This is a genomic window from Candidatus Binatia bacterium, from assembly GCA_029248525.1.
Lineage (GTDB): Bacteria > Desulfobacterota > Binatia > UBA12015 > UBA12015 > UBA12015.
The window spans coordinates 42,561-62,346 of the sequence record JAQWJE010000016.1; the positions used below are offsets into that span (position 1 = coordinate 42,561).

Annotated in this window: 17 protein-coding genes; 13 read left to right on the top strand and 4 right to left on the bottom strand. The window is 61.0% G+C overall.

Annotated elements, in window-relative coordinates:
- Positions 1-201: 201 nt before the first annotated feature.
- Positions 202-558, bottom strand: coding sequence for a hypothetical protein (locus tag P8K07_04625; protein MDG1957807.1), 357 nt, complete (start codon positions 556-558; stop codon positions 202-204).
- 140 nt (positions 559-698) lie between these two features.
- Between P8K07_04625 and P8K07_04630 the strand changes: the two genes are divergently transcribed.
- The 5 genes from P8K07_04630 to P8K07_04650 all read left to right on the top strand — a co-directional run bounded on the left by P8K07_04630 (position 699) and on the right by P8K07_04650 (position 6,286).
- Entirely contained in the window at positions 699-1,586 is an 888-nt protein-coding gene (locus P8K07_04630; GenBank protein ID MDG1957808.1) for a hypothetical protein, read from the top strand.
- The gene (gene thiD / locus P8K07_04635; GenBank protein MDG1957809.1) at positions 1,583-2,347 is read left to right on the top strand and encodes a bifunctional hydroxymethylpyrimidine kinase/phosphomethylpyrimidine kinase; all 765 of its coding nucleotides are present in this window, start codon (positions 1,583-1,585) and stop codon (positions 2,345-2,347) included. Before P8K07_04630 ends, thiD begins: the two co-directional genes overlap by 4 nt.
- Positions 2,348-2,401: 54 nt before the next feature.
- Positions 2,402-3,298, top strand: a complete 897-nt coding sequence (locus tag P8K07_04640; protein MDG1957810.1) for a carbon-nitrogen hydrolase — start codon at positions 2,402-2,404, stop codon at positions 3,296-3,298.
- Positions 3,295-4,341: an agmatine deiminase family protein gene (locus P8K07_04645; GenBank protein ID MDG1957811.1), complete on the top strand. Its 1,047-nt coding sequence runs from the start codon at positions 3,295-3,297 to the stop codon at positions 4,339-4,341. The genes P8K07_04640 and P8K07_04645 overlap by 4 nt, the downstream gene beginning before the upstream one ends.
- A 130-nt stretch (positions 4,342-4,471) precedes the next feature.
- Complete coding sequence (locus P8K07_04650; GenBank protein ID MDG1957812.1) at positions 4,472-6,286, top strand: NAD(P)/FAD-dependent oxidoreductase; 1,815 nt, start codon at positions 4,472-4,474, stop codon at positions 6,284-6,286.
- Positions 6,287-6,302: 16 nt separating this feature from the next.
- Here P8K07_04650 and P8K07_04655 read toward each other — a convergent pair whose 3' ends face one another.
- Complete coding sequence (locus tag P8K07_04655; protein MDG1957813.1) at positions 6,303-7,460, bottom strand: hypothetical protein; 1,158 nt, start codon at positions 7,458-7,460, stop codon at positions 6,303-6,305.
- 25 nt (positions 7,461-7,485) lie between these two features.
- On the bottom strand, positions 7,486-8,058 hold the full coding sequence (gene efp / locus P8K07_04660; protein ID MDG1957814.1) for an elongation factor P: 573 nt from the start codon (positions 8,056-8,058) through the stop codon (positions 7,486-7,488).
- Positions 8,059-8,145: 87 nt separating this feature from the next.
- Between efp and P8K07_04665 the strand changes: the two genes are divergently transcribed.
- From P8K07_04665 to P8K07_04675, 3 genes are all read left to right on the top strand, one after another.
- Positions 8,146-8,826, top strand: coding sequence for a TIGR04282 family arsenosugar biosynthesis glycosyltransferase (locus tag P8K07_04665; GenBank protein MDG1957815.1), 681 nt, complete (start codon positions 8,146-8,148; stop codon positions 8,824-8,826).
- A 67-nt stretch (positions 8,827-8,893) separates the two neighbouring features.
- Complete coding sequence (locus P8K07_04670; protein ID MDG1957816.1) at positions 8,894-10,102, top strand: pitrilysin family protein; 1,209 nt, start codon at positions 8,894-8,896, stop codon at positions 10,100-10,102.
- Between the two features lie 82 nt (positions 10,103-10,184).
- Positions 10,185-11,720, top strand: a complete 1,536-nt coding sequence (locus P8K07_04675; protein ID MDG1957817.1) for an NYN domain-containing protein — start codon at positions 10,185-10,187, stop codon at positions 11,718-11,720.
- 58 nt (positions 11,721-11,778) lie between these two features.
- Here P8K07_04675 and P8K07_04680 read toward each other — a convergent pair whose 3' ends face one another.
- Entirely contained in the window at positions 11,779-14,982 is a 3,204-nt protein-coding gene (locus tag P8K07_04680) for a DEAD/DEAH box helicase (protein ID MDG1957818.1), read from the bottom strand.
- A gap of 103 nt (positions 14,983-15,085) precedes the next feature.
- Between P8K07_04680 and P8K07_04685 the strand changes: the two genes are divergently transcribed.
- From P8K07_04685 to P8K07_04705, 5 genes are all read left to right on the top strand, one after another.
- Positions 15,086-15,454 carry a hypothetical protein gene (locus P8K07_04685; protein ID MDG1957819.1) on the top strand — a complete coding sequence of 123 codons (369 nt, stop codon included), beginning with the start codon at positions 15,086-15,088 and terminating at the stop codon, positions 15,452-15,454.
- A 24-nt stretch (positions 15,455-15,478) separates the two neighbouring features.
- Positions 15,479-16,009 carry a Smr/MutS family protein gene (locus P8K07_04690; protein MDG1957820.1) on the top strand — a complete coding sequence of 177 codons (531 nt, stop codon included), beginning with the start codon at positions 15,479-15,481 and terminating at the stop codon, positions 16,007-16,009.
- Between the two features lie 103 nt (positions 16,010-16,112).
- Positions 16,113-17,135, top strand: coding sequence for an SDR family oxidoreductase (locus P8K07_04695; protein MDG1957821.1), 1,023 nt, complete (start codon positions 16,113-16,115; stop codon positions 17,133-17,135).
- A gap of 58 nt (positions 17,136-17,193) precedes the next feature.
- A complete protein-coding gene (gene clcA, locus P8K07_04700) occupies positions 17,194-18,819 on the top strand; it encodes a H(+)/Cl(-) exchange transporter ClcA (GenBank protein ID MDG1957822.1) in 1,626 nt (541 codons plus the stop codon).
- A 97-nt stretch (positions 18,820-18,916) separates the two neighbouring features.
- The gene (locus tag P8K07_04705; GenBank protein MDG1957823.1) at positions 18,917-19,735 is read left to right on the top strand and encodes a phytanoyl-CoA dioxygenase family protein; all 819 of its coding nucleotides are present in this window, start codon (positions 18,917-18,919) and stop codon (positions 19,733-19,735) included.
- Positions 19,736-19,786 lie beyond the last annotated feature (51 nt).

The window sequence follows — 19,786 nt, forward strand, 5'->3', positions numbered from 1 at the left end:
GGCTGTGCACCCTCTGGCTGCTGGTCGCCAGATCAGCAGCAGGAATACTTCCCGATTCTACCCTTAGATTCGGCGAAAAGCTGCCCGAAGACCACGTATCGCTATCGGTCGATACGTCACGCGAGTGCTCGAAAGCTCTCCAGCGTGCCAAGGATCTCGCACCCGGGCGGCAAAACGCCTTTTATGGGGAGTATCGGCAGGTCAGCCGGGTCGTATGAGCGGTTCGGGGGCCCGCGTCGGGATTTTCGCCGCCGCAAAGGCTTGCGTGTTCGATCCAGTGCCGCCAATGTGGGACGCAATCATGACGGGCAGGATCGCAACGGACGAAAAAGTCTTGCTGGAAAAGGCTGTATCCAGAAGCGGGGGGGCCTCATTCAGGTGGCTCCCAGCGTGCAAGCTGCCGGTTTCCCCGGAGCTTTCTTTCGATAGCTCGCTCCCGGAGTTGCCTGCGAAGCCGCCTCCTGCGGGGCCTTCAGGCATGGGCTGGACGAAAGCAAAGCACGCAAGTGCCATGATCGTCACCACGGTCGCCCAACTTCTGACAAAACTTCGACTCATTTCAATAGCAATTCCTCTGCAAAGCTGGAGCCAATCGGGCCCAGAGAACATGGCACTTCCGCGGCCTTCAAATCGTGCACTTTTGCGCGGTGCCGCGTAAATGCGCGACCGATTATAGGTGATATATGCTATCCAGATCCGTGAGAACTCGATTTTGCGGCCTTTTTCTGGCTTTTCTCGTATTTGGGGCGTTTGCCACGGCAAATGCAGCAGGAAATGGGCCGAATCTGACCGAGCCCGACGCGTATCTGGTGATGCCGATGGTCGCCGAAGGCAACTACACGACGTTCTTCATGATCAGTAATGTGGGTGCATCGGATGGTTCCCCGGAAGATCCGGAGCCTGTCGAAATCCAGTGGGATTTTTATGACGCCTCGGGCGAGCTGCTGGAGAGCGTCAGTCGCTACGTCCTCGGCGAGGGCGGCACGGATATCGTGGATCCGAGTTCCATTCGTTCCAAAGACGAAGATGGAACGCTGGGCCCACCGATCTCCCTTTTGGGTCGCAATGGCTTCGTTGTGGTCGGCGACTGGGAGGATGAGCCGCGTTTGATCGGCAACTTTACCGTGGCGAATACGCAGACCTCGGCGGCCTGGGGAGCCGCGGCCGTCGGGCTGGGAGTCCATGGGCGGCTGAATTCCGGCGATGAGGCGGTGGGGACAACGTTCAAGATCGATGATCTCGAGGACAACCTTCTGGTGGTGATCGGCATCAACGACGAGGGATTCCTCCCGGAGTCCCTGACCGATGGATTTGCGCCCGAGGAAGACGAAGAAATCCTGAAACTGGAAATCCGTCTCCAGAACAACCAGATCTTCAACCCTTCGGCCGACCAGGCCATAAGGAATCTGGCGGCGAGCGCATTTTTCTCGACACTCGAGGAGCTCTTCCCGCGGGCAAACCCCGGGCTCTCGGGCACCATCGCGATTCGGCCGACGGACAGATCGACCAAGCTGCTGGCTTTTTATGGTCAGGCGGTCGGACCCTATGGCGCGGGGCAGACCTTCCGGATGGTTCCTCAGAAGTGAGAGCGCTGACCATCGCGGGGGCGGATCCTAGTGGTGGCGGGGGGCTCCAGCGCGATCTGACGAGCTTTGCCGCGCTGGGGGTTGAGGGGCTCGGGGTTCTTGCGTCTCTGACGGCGCAAAATACGACCGGGGTTTCGGAAACTCTGACCGTACCCGGGGCCTTTGTGGCCCGACAAATCGATACTTTGCTGGCCGATCTCCCGCCCGCGGCCACCAAGACCGGCCTTTTACTTTCTGTGGACGTCGTCGAGGTGATCGCTCGGACAGCAAGTCGACTTGGCCCGTTGGTGGTCGACCCGGTGCTGATCACCACCGCCGGGCAGGCGCTCGTGGACGCCGATGTGCAGGAAGCGATTCGCAGGCAGCTCCTTCCGGTGACCACACTGGTGACACCGAACCTTGCCGAGGCGGCCGCATTGGTCGGCTTTTCTGTGGTGGACCGGCCCTCCATGCACGCGGCCGCCCAGGCGCTTTTGGGCTATGGGGCCGCGTCGGTTCTGGTGAAAGGCGGCCATCTCGACGGAGCTCCGATCGATCTCCTGGTCAGCCCGACAGGAGTCGAGGAGTTCGTTGAACCTCGAATTCAGGTGCCGGATGTTCGTGGGACCGGTTGTGCGCTCTCGGCCGCGATTGTGGCGGGGTTGGTCCAGGGGCGCTCGATGAGCGCGGCTGTGGCTCAGGCGCGAGGTTTTGTGCGCGCCGGGTTGGCCGCGGCGGCACCCGCCGGTCAAGGCGCCTGGCACCTGGGTCGTCCGGGCTGAGAACTCCGATATCAGGCGCTCGCACGCGCGGTGCCGGGGGTGTAAGGAAGGCCCGTGTCCAACGATTCGCGCCCCGTCAGAGTCGCTCTCGTCCAGATGGCTTGTCAGGAGGAGCCCTCTGCCAATTTGCAAAGGGCCCTGAGACTGGTCGAAGAAGCCGCTGGCAAGGGGGCGCAGATCGTCTGCCTCCCGGAGCTCTTTCGGACGCGCTATTTTTGTCAGTCCGAAGATCACGCGAACTTCGCGCTTGCGGAATCCATTCCGGGTCCGACCACGGAGGTCTTGGCGGCGACCGCGAAACGACTCGGTGTGGTTCTGGTCGGATCAGTTTTCGAGCGTCGTGCCGCCGGTCTCTATCATAATACGGCCTGTGTCTTTGACGCGGACGGCCGGATGGTCGGGATTTATCGCAAGGCTCATATTCCTGATGATCCGCTGTACTACGAGAAGTTTTATTTCACCCCCGGCGATACCGGATATCGTTCTTTTGCAACGAAATTCGGGCGGATCGGCGTTCTGGTGTGTTGGGATCAGTGGTTCCCCGAAGCCGCCCGGCTGGCCACGCTGGCAGGCGCCGAGATTCTGTTTTATCCCACGGCGATCGGTTGGCATGCGGAGGAGAAAGATTCTCACGGCGCGACGCAATTTTCGGCATGGCAGACGGTCCAGAGGGGCCATGCGATAGCCAACGGGATTTTCACCGCGGCACCCAATCGGGTGGGCGTGGAGGGCACCGTCGAGTTTTGGGGCGGCTCGTTTGTGACGGCACCAAGTGGCGAAGTCCTGGCTGCAGCTTCCTCCGGGAGTGAGGAAGTCCTCATCGCGGATTGCCGCCTTGGCGCAATCGAGGAGACGCGCCAGCATTGGCCATTCCTGCGAGACCGTCGCGTGGATACCTACGCCGGGCTGCTGCGCCTCGCTGATGATGAAGGCGACGAGACCGGGGAATGAGTTCCCCTCCGTCCGGATTTCGTTGGCCAGCCGAATGGGAGCCTCATGCAGCAACCTGGCTGGTATGGCCCCATAACCCTGACACCTGGCCTGGAAAGCTCTCGCGTATCCCGCCGGTTTTTGCGCAAATGGTTCGAGCCTTGCTCCCCGGTGAGCGTGTCGAGATCCTCGTCCGCACGGCGGCGGAGCAAGCGGCGGCTGAATTTGTATTGACGGAGCACCGAGCGCTTGGCGCAGGCGTTCGATTTCACATGATTGACTCCAACGATTCGTGGGTTCGTGATCATGGGCCAGTTTTTCTTCGCAATGAAGCTGGCACCCTGCGCGCTCTGGACTGGGGTTATAATGCTTGGGGCGCAAAGTACCCGGATTGGGCTGCCGACGCGCTCGTGGCGGTTCGTATCGCCGATCAACTTGATCTGGAGGTCCAGCGGCCCGGAATTATTCTGGAGGGGGGATCGATCGATGGCGATGGTCAGGGGACGGTGCTCACCACCGAGTCCTGTCTTCTCAACCCGAACCGGAATCCCGGCCTGAAACGTCCGGATGTCGAGGGCCAGTTGGCTCGTTATCTGGGCGCTGAAAAGGTTCTCTGGCTGGGCGAGGGGATTGCGGGGGATGATACCGACGGACATATCGATGATCTGACGCGCTTTGTGGCGCCGGGTGTGGTGGTGACGGCCATCGAGACAAATCCCGAGGATGCCAATTATGGACCGCTGCAGGAAAACCGCGATCGTCTGTCGGGCATGCGGGACGCGACCGGCCGTGTGCTGGAAGTCGTGGAGCTTCCGATGCCGGCACCGCTCCGAGAAAACGATCTCCGCTTGCCCGCTTCCTACGCGAATTTCTATATCGCCAACGGGGTCGTACTGGTCCCGGTTTTCGAGGATGCGGCCGATGCCCGAGCGCTTGGAGTGCTGGGCGAATTATTGCCCGACCGGGCGATTGTCGGGATCCCCGCAAGGGATCTGGTGCTCGGCCTTGGCGCCTGCCACTGCCTGACCCAGCAGCAACCCGCCGACGGCCCCGGTAGCTGCTGAGCGAGCCCTTTTGGGGGGATAGGGCCGACCCTTTGGCCCTCCGAAAGAGGCGGGTTTGCCGCGAAATGCCTGTGGCAGGGATTCGGCAGGCCCCCGTTCACATTCCATCATTCTTCGTTAAGCTACGACTGTGGCGATCAACGAAGACAAGTCGAAAACCGAAGTTTCCATGGACGAAATGCGCGAACGTTACCGTCATGAGCGCGAGAAAAGACTGCGCTCTGATGGAATGGCGCAGTTTCAGGAGTTCAAGGGGGCGTTTGCCTCTTTCGACGAGGATCCCTTTGTCGAGCCCGGTTTCTCTCGGGAGCCTATCGTCGCCGAGCATGAAGTCGTGATTGTGGGCGGCGGTTTTGGCGGCATGCTCACGGCCGTCAATCTGATCCGGGAGGGTGTCGAGGACTTCACGATTGTCGAGAAGGGCGGGGACTTCGGCGGGACCTGGTACTGGAATCGTTACCCCGGATGTATGTGCGATGTAGAGTCCTACACATACTTGCCGCTGCTTGAGGAAACCGGCTACATGCCTACCGAGAGGTACGCGAGTGCAACCGAGATCTTCGAGCATTGCCAGCGGATCGGAAACCATTTCGACCTCTACCGACGCGCCATGTTCCAGACTGAAATCGAGGGTGCGGTCTGGAACGATGTCGACCATCGGTGGACGATCACCACCAGTCGGGGCGATACGTTGACCACGAAGTTCTTCGTGGCTGCCGGCGGAATCCTGCACAAGGCCAAACTGCCGGGCATCCCGGGCATCAACGATTTCGAGGGGCATACCTTCCACACCAGTCGTTGGGACTATGCCTACACCGGAGGAAGCGCGACCGAGCCCATGGCCAAGCTCGCCGACAAGCGCGTCGGGATCATCGGGACCGGTGCAACCGGCGTCCAGGCCGTACCTCAACTCGCCCGGGTGGCGAAAGAAGTCTACGTCTTCCAGCGCACGCCCTCGGGCGTTGGCGTGCGGGATAATGGACCGACAGATGCGGAGTGGTTTCAATCGCTGAAGCCCGGCTGGCAGGATGAGCGGATGTCGAACTTTACGGCCGCCGTGACCGGAGAAAAGCCCGAGGTGGATCTCGTCTCGGATGGTTGGACGGATGTTTTGTGGGTCAACACTCAGGACCCTGCGGTCAACGAGGGTCTCGAATTCGAGGACCTCGAGCGAATCGACTTCGAAGTCATGCAGCGATTGCGGGATCGCGTCGATGCGACGATCGAGGACCCCGCGACGGCCGAAAAGCTCAAGGCCTGGTACGGCAAGCACTGCAAACGGGTCACCTTCCATGACGATTATCTGCCGGCTTTCAACGAACCGAATGTCGAGCTGGTCGATACCGACGGTCTGGGGGTCAAGCAGGTGACACCGAAGGGGGTCGTGGTCGGCGATACCGAGTACCCGATCGACCTGCTGATTTTTGCCTCCGGATTTGAGGTCACGACACCTCTGGTGCAGCGACTGGGCTTCGATCCGGTCGGCCGAAACGGCCAGACGCTCAGCGAGCGTTGGGAGGATGGCGCTCGGACCCTGCATGGAATTCTATCGGCCGATTTTCCGAATATGCTGGTGATCAGCACCGTCCAGGCCGGGTTCGGCACGAACTTCGTTCATTTCCTCTCGGAGTCCTCCAAGCACGTAGCCTGGTTGGTTGGCGCCTGTCATGCCGAAAAGATCGAGAGCATCGAAGCCACGCCCGAGGCTGAGGAGGAGTGGATTGCCACCCTCTGGACAGTTGCCCGAGGCCTCGCACGGTATTCGTCGGTCTGCACGCCGGGTTACTACAATGGGGAGGGGATTGTGACCAAGGCGGCGGCCCGCAATGTCACCTATCCGGGAAATCTCCAGCACTATATCGATTATTTGATCCGGTGGCGGGATGCAGGCGGTTTCGTAGGCGCTCGAGTGGTTCGCGCGGGCGAGGGGCCGGCGAAGTCCTAGGTCGCTAGCCTCCCGGCTAGGGCGTCGTGCTGATGGACCCCCACACGTTGAGGGTGATCGCGATCGTGCTGGCTGCAGCGAGCAAGGGATACCAACCGCGTCCGTCTCGAGTGAAAGCCGAGAGCGCGACCGGGAGGAGGAGCGGCATGAGATCGAGCATGTAGCGGGAGCCGAATTGCGTCGAGCCCTGATAGGAGTAGACGAGGTAGAAGCTGAACATGCAGATCAGCGCGGGGATGCCGGCGCGCACCAGAGGAGGTCGCCAGCACGGCAGGAAAACCCCGATCAGGAATGGGCTCAGAAAAAAGAGCGTTTGCCCGCCGGAGTGGAACCTGAGGAATGGAGGTTCCGCGAGGATCTCCGGCATCGCTGTGGTGTAGAAGACGAGATTGGCCCACACATAGCTGGCCGAGAAGTCGATGGAGGTATGGGTCCATTCCGACCAGGCTGCAGTATAGCTGTTTTGAAACGGGTCTCCGAAAAGAGCTGTATTATATCCGAGAATGAGCAGCCCGGGCGGCAGACAGCCGAGGGCAAAGCGAAGCACGTTATGCAGTGCCTCCCGTTGGTTCTGCGATCCGAACCAGGCCAGCAGTGCAAAGGCGGGAGCGGCAAAGAGAATTGAATAGCGGATCTGGGCGGCGATCATGAAGCATATCCCGGCCAGCACGAATTGCTTTCGCAGCGCCGCAAAAATCAAGGCGCCAACGAAGAAGAAATTTCCTTCGCTATGCATGAGCAGCCAGACGCTGCCCACCCGTGCGCTATGGAAAGTCGAGGTGCCGAGCACGTAGAGCACGGGCGCGACCAGTCGCAGGGGACGCAACGTCGGGATGCCGGCAAAGAGTCGATAGAATAGAACGGCGGTCAGGAAAATGAGTGCCGAATTGAAGACGGTCTGGCCGAAGCCGTTGCCTCCCAGCGCAGCAAAGGGAACCATCACGAGTGTCGCCATCGGCGGATAACTGAGATACTTGCGCCCCTCGAACGTGAAGGTCTCCATCCAGCGAATCCTGTCGGGAAGGTCGAAATTCCCCTCGAGGATTCGATCGGCCACCACCATGGGGCCGTTATAGGGGTTGGTCCGGGCCGGTGGCGTGACCGTGATCAGGATCGCGGCCAGAAGGGCGAAGACTACAGCGGCGTGCAGGCGTTCGTCCTGCAGCCACTTCATGCATCGCATCCGTGGCCTGCGCGCATCAGCCTTTGACCCGGGAGATGAAACGCGATTCGCGAGTATCGACTTGTACCAATTCGCCGTTCTCCAGGTAGGCGGGTACCTGGATTTCGACACCCGTCTCGAGGGTCGCTGGTTTGGTCTGCGCTTGCGCGGTCGCACCCTTGATGGACGGCGCTGTCTCGGTGACCAGAAGGTTGACGGTATTGGGCAGGTCGACGCCGAGGACCTCGTCTCCCATCACCATGGAGCGAATGCCCTCGAGCCCTTCCTTGAGGAACCCGGCGGCATCGCCGAGAGCTTCTGTGGTGAGAGCAAATTGCTCGTAGCTGGCGGTGTCCATGAAATGGAACTCGCCTGCATCGGAGTAGAGGAATTGCACCGCCTTGAACTCGAGATTGGCCTCGGCGACCTTGTCGCCTCCACGGAAGGATTTCTCCAGCACCTGACCGGTCCGGAGGTTGCGTACCTTGATCTTGGAGATGGAAGACGCACCTCTTGCCGAGGGGCTTTGCACCGCTACGTCCGTAATCGAGTAGGGGTCGCCATCAATCATGATGCGGACACCGCGCTTGAAATCACCTGTGGAAATCATGCTCTTGATCTAACGATGCGGGCATCGAATTGCATCGTCAGGATTCGTTTCTGCAAAAACTCCTGCTTGCGATAGAATCTCTTCCGGATGGCTCGGGTCGATCATAAATCTGTGGTGGTGGTCTTCGCCCGGGAACCTGTTCCCGGAGGCGTCAAAACCAGACTCGCCGCCAGTGTCGGTGACGCGGCTGCGCTGGCCTTCTACCGCGCATTCCTCGAAGATTTACTCGCTGAGCTGCAGAGAGGTACCTGGAGTCTGCGGGTTGCGGTGGCGGGGGATCCCGAACGATTTGCCGCGACCTTCGGGCTTGATCCGGCGATTTGTCTGTCGCAGGGCGAGGGGGATCTGGGTGCCCGCATGGAGACTGCATTCCGCAGCCTGCTGGGCGCCGGTTCGTGGGATCGTTGCTTGCTCGTGGGGTCCGATATGCCCCAGCTGGCCGTCAAGGATCTGGCGCTCGCCGATGCGGCGCTTGCGATGGGGGAGGCGGATGTCGTTCTCGGTCCCGCATTGGATGGCGGATATTATCTGGTCGGGATGGCACGGCCGCATCCGATCTTCTCCGGGGTTTCGTGGAGCACCGCGGGGGTTCTTCGGCAGACCCGGGAGCTGGCACGGCAACTGGGCCTCCGGACAAAGCTGCTTGCCGAGGCCTTCGACGTGGACACCGCGGAAGACCTTCAGCGACTCGGCTCCTGGCTGAAGGATGCCCATCCGGGGGCTTTGCCCCGAACACGGGTGGTTTGGCGCGACTTTTCCCGCCCGTGACGGTTTTTCAGTCCCTTTTGACCGAGGCTGGCTTGCGTCCTTGGCGAGATTCCCGTTCCACAGGGGAGTGATTGCAAAATCTTCGATCCATGACTTCGAGCTGGCGGGACTCCGGGTCTTGCTCGAAACCACCGAAAGTCCTCTGGTGGCCGTCTGCCTGAGCATCGGTGCCGGAGCGCGCTTTGATGGCGACAAGCCGGGGCTGGCTCATATGAGCGAACATATGCTCTTTCAGGGAACGGAGAAATTCGACCAGTTGGCACTGAATCGGCGTGCCGCGGAAGTCGGAGGCGGTCATAACGCCTTTACCGGCTACGACACCATCGCGATCAGTATGGAATCGTTTCCGGAGTCGCTTGGCCAGGCTCTCGAAATTCTGTTCGAGCAATTTTATGGCAGCGAGGTGGACCCCGGTCGTTTCCGCAAGGAGAGGCATATCGTTCTCGACGAGATTCGGGGCGTGCGGGAAGATCCTTTCGAGAGTCTTGGCGAGCGCGCTTGGCGCGAATTCTTCGCCGATCCGATCGGACACCCGATCGCCGGGACAGCCGGCTCCGTGCGCGGTTTGGCGGCCGCCGATGTGCGAGATTTCTATCGACGCTATTTTGTAAATGCGAATGCCGTTTTATCCGTTGTGGGCGACGTTGATCGTCGGAGTTTGCAACGACTCCTGACTCCGTGGCTCGATCGTTCGAAGGTCGGGCGGCGACGGCGTACCTCGCGGATTCGGCCCGGTCGGGGGAGGCCCTCTCGCCTGCGATCGCGGTCAGGCGGTCAGTCGCACGTCTATCGTCTGCAGGAGATCGATCGCCAGCCCCGGAATTTTCTCGCCGTGCAGGTAGCTCTGGATCTGGTTGGCGCCGACCCGGACAGCCATCTCTTTCAGGCGATTCGGGAAGAGCACGGATTGGGCTACGATGTGGCAGCTGATGCGGAGTGGGGCGCGGGATTTGCTGCGATCATGCTCTCGGCGAGTGCCGGGCCCGGTGAGGGACGCTCGTTGGCGAAAGTCCTCGACGACGTCTTGCGGGTCTCCGCCGATGAGGGATTTTCCACCGATGATTTGCAGCGGGCGCGGCTGAAAAGGCGCTACGAGCATGCGTTGTTGGCCGAGCGCCGGCTCGACCGGGCGATCGCACGGGCCGAATCCGCCTTGACCGGTTTTCCCTCGCTCGAAGAAACGCGCGCGATCCTTGACGATTTGGGTCACGACGAGATCCTGCGGGCGTGGCGCAAGGCTGTGGGCGGCCGCGGGCTCGTCTGCTTGCGGGATTGATTCGGCCCGCACGGCGGGGGCCCCGGGAGGCTCTGATTTCCGGAATTGGCTGTTCCCGCAGCGGCTTGTTTAAGTCGTATGCGTGGAGCAACGTAATCAACTCGCGGTCTTTATCGATTTCGACAATATCGAAATCGGTGTGAAGTCGACTCTCAACACGACCCTCGATCTTTCGATGGTACTGGATGCCCTCAAGGAGCGGGGCGAGGTCGTCTCCAAGAGCGCCTATGGGGATTGGGCTCGCGCCGGTACCCATAGCCGTACGCTCACCGATCACGCTGTTCATATGGTGCAGCGGAACGTCACCCCCCGGGGCGACAAGAACGGCGCCGACATCAATTTGGTCGTCGATGCACTGGAAATGTGCTTCACCCACCCACATATCGACGGATTTGCCATCGTCGGGGGTGATTCCGATTTCATCGCGCTCGTCGAGAAACTCAAGCAATTTGGCAAGCGCGTGTATATCGTCGGGGGCCGCGGTTTCACCAGCGGCACCATGCAGCGCAACTGTCACGAGTTCATTTCCTACGAGAACTTGCTCGGAGGAGGACGTGGCGGTCGTGGCGGCGGGCAGAACCGCGGTGGCGGTGGTGGCCGCATGTCGCTCGACAAGGGCTTCGAAAAGGTCCAGCGCGCCCTCAAGATTCTCGCCGACAAAGGTGTGCAGCCCCAACTCGGTCCGATTAAAAGCACGCTTCTGCAGCTGGACTCCACGTTCAGCGAGCGGGATTTTGGCGTCTCTTCCTTCCGAGAGTTCATCCAGAAGCTGGCCGATAAACGCCTGCTTTCGATGAAGCGCATCGATCAGGGCTATCTCGTGGAATCCACCAGCGATAGCGTCCCGGAACGTGCCCCGGAGAGTTCCTCAAAGGACGAAGCCGCCTCGGAGGAAACTCCGGAAGCCGGCAAAGAGTCGGCTGCGACAGCACCGGCCAGCGCCCCCGAGGCACCGGCGGCGCCCGCGTCGACCGAGCCGATACCGCCCGAGGAAGGATTGAAACTCCTGGGCCAGGCGGCCGCAAATCTGGCGGAGAAGCGATCCGGAAAACCCGTCTATGTCCGCCATCTGGCGCAGGAACTTCGCGCGATTGTCGGCGAGTTTGACGAATCTCGGTTCGGTTTCCGCACCCTTACGGAAATGGCTCACGAGGCCCAAAAGGCGGGCCTCCTCAGCATGCAGCGCGACCGGGTGGGTGCCTGGCGGGTGACCGCCACAGCGGGCGGGAATGCGACGGCCGAGACCAGCGAGGCCACCAGCCCGGCTGCGGAGGCAGAGAAGTCCGAGGCCTTGTCGAGCGAAACGGAATCCAACGTGGACGAGGCCGCCGACGCGGGCACGAACGACGCTTCCCCGGCGGGGGCGGATGCCGAAGAAAAGGAAGCGGCGGCGACGCCGGCCAGGACGGGCACCAAAAAGACCGCTGCCAAGAAAGCTACTGCCAAAAAGACCGCCGCCAAGAAGACGACTTCCAAGGCGACGACCAAGAAGGCAACCACGAAAAAGGCCACAACCAAGAAGACTACGGCCAAGAAGGCAGGCACCAAGAAAGCCGCCACCAAGAAGACGACCGCCAAGAAGGCCACGACCAAAAAGGCCGACGACAGCGATTCCTGAAAACTAGCCGCGAGGGTCGATGCGAGAACGCCGCCGGCCCTTGTCTCGCAAGACCTCTCTAGCCGAAGGCGATCAGTTCGCGGATATCTTCTTCCGTCAGGCGCGGCAGGGTGGTTTCGGACTCGTCGATCACGGCCCGAGCCAGGGCTCGCTTCTCCTCTTTCATCCGCTGGATGCCTTCTTCGATCGTCCCCTGGGCTACGATGCGATAGACCGAGACCGTGCGGGTCTGGCCGATACGATGGGCGCGGTCAGTCGCCTGATCTTCGACGGCCGGGTTCCACCATGGGTCCATATGGATAACCACATCCGCTGCTGCCAGATTGATCCCTGTGCCGCCCGCCTTGAGACTGAGCAAAAATACCGGCATATCCCCGTCGCGGAAACCATCGAGGACTTTCTCTCGATTGCGGGTCCGCCCGTCCAGATACGCATACTCCGTTCCGCTCGCCTCGAGCTCCTTGCGGAGAAGGCTGAGGAACTCGACGAATTGGCTGAACACGAGAGCGCGGCGACCACTGGCGACGACTTCGGCCACCAGTTCCCGGAAGGCGCCCAATTTCGCTGAATGGTCCGGCTTCTGGGAGGCATCGATCAGCCTTGGATCACAAGCCATCTGGCGGAGGCGCAGGAGTGCCGTGAGAACCAGCATGCGATTGGCATCCAGGCCCCCGTTGTCGAGACGCCCTTCCAGATCGGCGCGGGTGGCTTCGGCCAGCGCGGCGTAGGCCTTGCGCTGTTCGGGAGTCAGTTGCACCACAACATCCGTTTCGACCTTGGCGGGCAGGTCGGATTGGACTTCCTGCTTGGTTCGACGCAGAACGAAGGGCCGGATGCGTGCGCGCAGCGCGGCCGCTTCCTCACTACGGGCGGGCGATGGTGCAGCACGATTCTCACCGGCTTCAATTACGGCTTCCGTGACTGGTCGTTCGTACCGCCGGGAGAAATTCCGCCAGGTACCGAGCATGCCTGCGTTGGCAAAGTCCAGGATGGACCAAAGTTCGAGCAGTCGGTTCTCCACTGGGGTTCCCGTCAATCCAAGGCGTGCCTCGGCTGACAGGGCTTTTGCTGCGGCGGTCGTGGCTGCCGTATGGTTTTTGATGTGCTGTGCTTCGTCGAGCACGACGTAGCGGAAGGGAATATCTTTCAGCCGGTCGACATCGCGGCGGAGCAGGGCGTAGGTCGTCACGACCATATCGCTGGTGCCGACATCCTCATAGCGTTCGTGCCGCTCGGCGCCGTGCAGCAGAACCCCGTTGATTCCCGGAGTGAATTTCTTGGCTTCGCGGATCCAGTTCGGAGCCACCGAGGTGGGGGCGACCACCAGCGTGGGTGCCTGGCCGTCGCGGTGCTTGCGCCAGTTGAGCAGGGCCAGCGTCTGCACGGTTTTTCCGAGTCCCATATCGTCAGCGAGAATTCCTCCCAGCTCGAGTTCGGCAAGGAACTGCAACCATGCGAGACCGGTTAGCTGATAGGGGCGCAGATCCGCGTTCAACCCCGGGGCCATTTCCGGCTCGGCGGCGACCTCGAGCTCACGCAGCCGATGGATCCACTCGCCCACGGTGGGCTCGAGCTCCACCGAGTCCGTCAGCTCTCCGAGATGTTCCAACTCGCCCAGAGCCGTGCGGGAAAGCTCGGCCGAACCCGTCTCCGAGAGGGCTTCCGGCAGTGAAGCCGCCAGACTGGCGACCTTGTCGCCCAATTCGGCAACGCTTCCGTCCGATAGCTGGACCCAGCGACGTCGTGCACCCAAGGCGTCACGAATGGCGTCGACGTCAGCCTCGACCCCATCAGCGGCGATCTTCAGCGCCACATCGAGGAGTCGACCGCGGCCCTGCCGCACGCTCATGGACGAGCGGAGGGAGCCACGCGCCACGATTTTACCGATATCGGGCGGTGTGAGGACTTCCTGTAAATCGTTGTCTTCGCCGACCTTGCGGACCAATTCCCGGAGATCGTGCAGGTAGAATCGAACCGCCCGGTCATCGCGGGCGCGCCAGGTGGCCTCATCTTCGGGCGAGGGTTTCGTTTTTTTGCGTCGGCTGACGGCAGGGAGCCGCAGAGGCGTGGCGGCCAGCAGGGCCAGAGCCCGCCGTTCCCGGTCCGCGTCTCGCGTCTCATCATCGATATCCGCGACAGTCTCGTTATTCAGGACGTAGCTTTTGTCGGCGTAATTGGCGCGGAGGAGCGCACGGACTTCAAATGCTGTGCCTTCGACTTCGAGGCTGATCCGGGGGCGCGGGAGGGGGGGGAGACCGAGAGCCTCGCGAGGGGGCAGGTGAACGCCCTCCTCCTCAAAGCTTTGCCGCAAAAGAACGGGAAGCTCCCGAATCTCGGATTCCGTGAACGTGATCCAGGGCTGGCTCGAGAGACGAGAGAGTGCGATCGGGCCGACGTCTTCCGCGAGTCGCGCGAAGGTTCGGCGAGGCGGGGAGTAGATCCAGGAAGTGGAGCCTCGCAACAGAATCGCTTCCTCGAAAGGAATGCCATCGCTGCCGTCCGGGCGTTCCCAGAAGGCTTCCATGACGTAGGTTTTTTCCTCCAACTCTTCGGCGTCCTGCTCTTCCGGCAGGCCGAGCAAGCGCGCGAAAGCCCGACGCCCGGTCTCGCCGAATTCGTCTTCGTAGGCGCTGCGTGCTTTTTCCAGCCGCTCTTTTTCTTCGACAACTTCGGCGCGGCGCTCCTGCAGAATCGGATGCCGTTCGGCCTCCCCCGGCTCTGCGGCACGAAACACCAGCGAAGGCTTGCGGACGATCTCGTCGAATTTGATTTCACCGTCTTCGCCCGGTGCCTCGAGGATCAGATCCGCTTCTGCGGCGCGGGCGAGGAAGAGACAGGCGTTCTCGTTTTCGGCAAGAAAATCGCGCTGGCCGACAGGCGAACGCACGAGGCTTTCGAAGACACGCCACTCGCGGGCCGGCAGGCGGCGACCATCGAGGTCATCCGGGGTAAACGGACGTTTCTCCCCGGGAGGATGGACTTCGATGCGCAGGCGGGCCGGGTCATCAAAGACGTTTTCGCCGGGAGGCTCGACGCGGACGACGTAACGGGCATCGCCGAGGGGGCGCAATGGGCCTCTCCGACGCCAGGCCTCGAAGGTCTCGTCAAGGAGGTCCGCGACACCCGGGTTTATGGCCTCGTCGGCCAGAGCTTCCAAATCGACCTCATGTTCGAAGGCTTTGCCGCGTGCGAGGCGACGCTGCTCCAGCTCTTTGGGGTCTGTTGGGGTCGACGAGAGGTTTCTATCAACAAGGCGAGACATCGGAACGTAAAACTGTAACTGCGGGGGGCCGGTGTGACAACGGGTAGCTCCCGACTTGCGTAGCGGGCCCGCTTGGCGCAAAAAGATAGTTGTGGAGACCTTGATGAAGAACCGTTCGCGATTGAATGTCCTGCTCGCAGCCCTCGGGTGTGTGGGGTTGATGGCCGCCAGTCTGGCTGCAGCGCAGGGGGTGGCTCTGGAAAAAGTTCAGCCCAAAATGGTCTGTATGGTCAATGATACTCTGTTTCCCAGGGAGCAGATTCCGGTCGAGGTGGATGGGAAGACCTATTTTGGCTGCTGCGAGATGTGCAAGGGCCGATTGGCCGAGGATGCGAGCATCCGATCGGCAAAGGATCCCGTATCGGGCGCCTCGGTGGACAAGGCGCTCGCGGTGATCGGGGCCGCGCCCGACGGCAAAGTTCAATATTTTCTTACCGAAGAGACGTTTTCTCGATACAATCAGGGTTCCTAGGGACCTCAGGAGAGAAAAGCGATTATGTCGTCCGACCGACGAAAAGATGAAGCCTCCGAATCCAAGGGGCTCGATGCAGATGCAGATTGGCTGAATGCCATCAGCGACGTCGAAAAGATCGATGCGGCTACCAGCGGCCCTGATATCGTCGATTCAGAGCCGACAACGGGTTTGGCGGAGCGCTTCCGCCAACGTCAGCACGTTGAGCCGACTCTCACCGAAGATCCGGGTCTTTCGATCGATCCTCACTCGATGGAGCGCATTCGCCGCGGCAAGATGCCGATCGAGGCTCAGGTGGACCTTCATGGGTGCACTCAGGAAGAAGCTCTCAGTTCGGTGAACGAATTTCTCGAAGAGTCCTGGAACGCCAAGCGACGTCTGGTTCTGGTGATCACTGGCAAAGGTACCGCGCGCGATGGTGGAGGCGTGCTGCGTTCGGCAGTTCCTCGCTGGATCACCGACGGCCGATTTCGCAGTTGTCTGGTCGGGATCAGTGCCGCCGACAACCGCCACGGCGGCGATGGGGCAGTCTATGTCATGCTGCGCAAGCAGTAGCCCAAGGTCTTCGGGATAAAGACCGTTCGCAAACTGCCGATATAAAAGCAGGCTCTTCCACCTTCGGGAATGGCCTCCGCCACAGTTTCAGGGAGACTTTTGCATGTCACGCTATCGCCAGCTTTTGCAGGAAATTGAATCCGAGCCCCGCCGTTGGCTGGTGACAGGTGCCGCAGGTTTCATCGGCTCCCATTTGGTCGAAACCCTTTTGCGTGCTGGACAAAATGTAGTCGGTCTGGATTCTTTCGCGACCGGTCATGCCCATAATCTCGATAAGGTTCGCGCCTTGGTCGGATCCGAGTCGGCGGGCCGATTCACTTTCATCGAAGGAGATATTCGCGAGGAGGAAGACTGCAAGCGCGCCTGTGACGGGGTGCAGCACGTTCTGCATCAGGCGGCCCTTGGTTCGGTGCCGCGCTCGCTGGAAGATCCGATTGCGAGTCATGCCGCGAATGTCGACGGCTTTTTGAAAATGGCCAATGCCGCCCGGGTCAGCGGCGTGGATTCCATGGTCTACGCTTCGTCGTCGAGCGTTTATGGCGACCATCCGGCTCTGCCCAAGGTCGAGGATGCCATCGGCAATCCGCTTTCCCCCTATGCTTCCACCAAGTTGATCGACGAGATCTACGCCAGCACCATGCACCGTTGCTACGGGATGCAGATTGCCGGCTTGCGCTATTTTAACGTGGTGGGGACGCGCCAGGATCCCAACGGTGCCTATGCGGCGGTGATTCCGCGCTGGATTCGGATCTTCCTCGAAGGCGGTACGCCCGAGATTTTCGGCGATGGAGAGACCTCGCGCGACTTCTGCCCGGTGGGGAATGTCGTACAGGCGAATTTATTGGCGGCGACCACCGAGGCCGCCGGCGGTGAGGTCTTCAACATCGCACTCGGCGGGCGCATGACTTTGACCGAACTCTATGGCCATCTGCGCGATGCCCTGGTCGCTCAGGGTGTGCCTTGCGGGGATCGCGACGCGATTTACAAGGAATTTCGGAGTGGCGACGTCCGGCATAGCCACGCGAATATCGACAAGGCCGTAGCCCTGCTGGGATACGAGCCGGAGTTTACTCTCGCTGACGGGTTGGGGCTGACCGTCGCCGGCTTCGTGGCTGCCGAGGATTGAGCCCATTTTGACCATTTCCCTGTTGCTCCTGTCCCGCATGCGTTAGGGGAGATGAGCGATGGCGGCGGGTGAAAATAGCGAGACAACAGCCAAGGACGCTGCACCCAATCCGGAGGTCACCCCCCGTGCGGCCCGCCGGCAAATGCGGGATTTCCTGCGCGTCCACGAGCAGCGTCGACGCCAGCTGCCTCGCGCACTTCTGGTCGGATTGCTCGCTGGCCTGGTTGCCGTCGGCTTCCAGTTCATGCTCGTGCAGGCCGACGGCGTCCGGGATCGGCTGGTTTTATTCTCCTACGATGTCGGCTGGTGGGGCTTTTTGCTCCCGATGGGCTTTGGTGCTCTCGGCGTTTCCTTCGCGTTGGTTTTGGTCAGCTCCTTCGAGCCGGATGCCGCCGGCAGCGGCATTCCTCACCTGAAGGCGGTTCTGCATCATTTGCGTGGATTCCGCTGGCAGCGGATCCTTCCCGTCAAATTTATTGGTGGGATCGCGGCGATCGGCAGTGGTTTGGCTCTGGGACGAGAGGGCCCCACCATTCAGATGGGTGGGGCGATCGGCCAGATGGTGAGCCGTTGGTTCAAAAGTACTCCACGCGAAAGCCAGACATTGATGGCGGCTGGTGCTGGCGCGGGGCTATCGGCGGCCTTTAATGCACCCTTGGCGGGGCTGGTCTTTGTTCTGGAGGAAGTCCAGCGAGACTTCGCCCCGGCTGTGTTTACGGTGACGCTGATCGCTTCTGTGACCGCCGATGTGACCGCTCGTTATCTGCTCGGCCACCAACCGGTATTTACGATCGGCGACGTGCCGATCCCGTCGCTGGCTTCCTTGCCGGTGTCGCTGTTTCTTGGAGTGGCGGCGGCGATCGTGGGCGTTTTCTTCAACCGGGCGATGATCTGGACGGTTGATTTTTACAAAAACTTTGCGCATTGGCCGCGCTGGCAGCTCGGTGCCGTTGTTGGCGCGGGCGTTGGGCTCGTCGGCTATTTTGTGCCGGGTTCGCTGGCCGGCGGCCACCACCTTGTGGAAGCCACCATCGCCGGAAAGCTCGGTCTGATGATGCTGCTGGGTTTTTTCTTTCTGCGCTTCGGTTTGACGATGGCCAGCTACGGGAGTGGGGCACCGGGCGGGATCTTCGCGCCCATGTTGGTTCTCGGCGCTGCTTTGGGCAGCTTCACGGGGCAAATTTCCCATTCCCTCATGCCCGAGATCGTGACCCACCCGGAAACATTTGCCGTCGTTGGCATGGCGGCTCTTTTCACCGCAATCGTTCGGGCCCCCCTGACGGGCATTGTCTTGATGGTGGAGATGACCGGCGAGTACGATCTGGTTCTTCCCTTGTTGATTGCCTCGCTGACCGCAGGCGGCATCGCGGACTATCTCGGTGACAAACCGATCTATGAGGTTCTGCTCAAGCGGGATCTGACGCGTTGGCAGGAAAAACCTCAATTGGCAGAGACTTTATTGCTCGAATTGACGGTCAGCCCGTCATCGCCTTTCGATGGTAAGGAAGTTCGTGAACTGGGTCTGCCCCCGGGCTGTATTCTGATTACCGTGCATCGGGGTCTGAACGCCGAGGTACCTACCGCGACCTTCAAGCTGCAGGCCGGAGATCGGATCACGGTTGTGGTCGCACCGCAGGCGGCCGCGGCTGTTGGATTGCTCCACGACGGAACTGGCGCCACATAACTCGGTCCCCGGGGTCTTTCGGGATTCTCGCCGGATTTGATCCCGAATCTTCGCCGGGCTGGTTCTTCGGCGCTGGACGGTTTAAAAGAAGATCGCCATGAGTGAATTTTCCTTGCATCCCTTGAATGATGGTTTTTCCTGGGCCACTCCGCCCGGTCCTTACCGTCGCATCCGTCCCGAGCAGGCCGAATCCTGGAACGAGCAGGGTTTTCTGGTCGTCGAGGATGCCTTCTCGCCGGAAGTCATGGCTCGCGTGATCAGCGAGATCGATCCCTTCGAGGCGCAGGTGGAAGCCTTCCTGCAAATGCAGCAGGACGGAAAATTATTCATCGCTCGCTCGGGAGAGATTACTTTCACAACCCACTTGGTGACTCGGTCGGCGTATTTGCGGGACTTCGCCGCGGGGCCCGTATTTCAGGACCTCGTTCACGATCTGGTCGGGAATCGGGTACGCCTCTACTGGGATCAGGCGGTCTACAAGAAGCCGGAAAACCCATCCGAGTTTCCCTGGCATCAGGACAACGGCTACACCTTCGTGCGGCCCCAGCAGTATCTGACTTGCTGGGTCTCGCTGACCGATGCGACCGAAGAGAACGGCTGCCCGTGGGTGGTGCCAGGTGTTCATCGCCACGGAACCCTCGCTCATGAAATGACCGAACTCGGTTGGCGTTGCCTCGACAAGCCCGCGGATGCTGTGCCGGTGCCTGTTCGGGCGGGCTCGATCGTCGTATTTTCGAGTTTGACGCCGCATCGTACGGGCCCCAATAGCTCGGACGGCGTCCGTAAATCCTACATTTTGCAATACGCCCCGGACGGCGCGCAGGTGATTCAGGACGATACCGAGGTCCCCTGTGATGCTCCGGAGCGTCAGTTTCTGGTGCTGGAAGACGGCGGCTCTCCCGGGTCGAACGCCTAGGGTACGGGCTGCCGCAGCGCTGCTGTCGCGGGTATCCGTCGGGTTCGATTC

Bases quoted from the DNA above. Each gene is read 5' to 3' on its own strand.
- P8K07_04695 (MDG1957821.1), top strand. From the start codon at position 16,113: ATGTCACGCTATCGCCAGCTTTTGCAGGAAATTGAATCCGAGCCCCGC.
- P8K07_04685 (MDG1957819.1), top strand. From the start codon at position 15,086: ATGAAGAACCGTTCGCGATTGAATGTCCTGCTCGCAGCCCTCGGGTGT.
- P8K07_04655 (MDG1957813.1), bottom strand. From the start codon at position 7,460: ATGAAGTGGCTGCAGGACGAACGCCTGCACGCCGCTGTAGTCTTCGCC.
- efp (MDG1957814.1), bottom strand. From the start codon at position 8,058: ATGATTTCCACAGGTGATTTCAAGCGCGGTGTCCGCATCATGATTGAT.
- clcA (MDG1957822.1), top strand. From the start codon at position 17,194: ATGGCGGCGGGTGAAAATAGCGAGACAACAGCCAAGGACGCTGCACCC.
- P8K07_04665 (MDG1957815.1), top strand. From the start codon at position 8,146: ATGGCTCGGGTCGATCATAAATCTGTGGTGGTGGTCTTCGCCCGGGAA.
- P8K07_04705 (MDG1957823.1), top strand. From the start codon at position 18,917: ATGAGTGAATTTTCCTTGCATCCCTTGAATGATGGTTTTTCCTGGGCC.
- P8K07_04625 (MDG1957807.1), bottom strand. From the start codon at position 558: ATGAGTCGAAGTTTTGTCAGAAGTTGGGCGACCGTGGTGACGATCATG.
- P8K07_04645 (MDG1957811.1), top strand. From the start codon at position 3,295: ATGAGTTCCCCTCCGTCCGGATTTCGTTGGCCAGCCGAATGGGAGCCT.
- P8K07_04680 (MDG1957818.1), bottom strand. From the start codon at position 14,982: ATGTCTCGCCTTGTTGATAGAAACCTCTCGTCGACCCCAACAGACCCC.
- P8K07_04690 (MDG1957820.1), top strand. From the start codon at position 15,479: ATGTCGTCCGACCGACGAAAAGATGAAGCCTCCGAATCCAAGGGGCTC.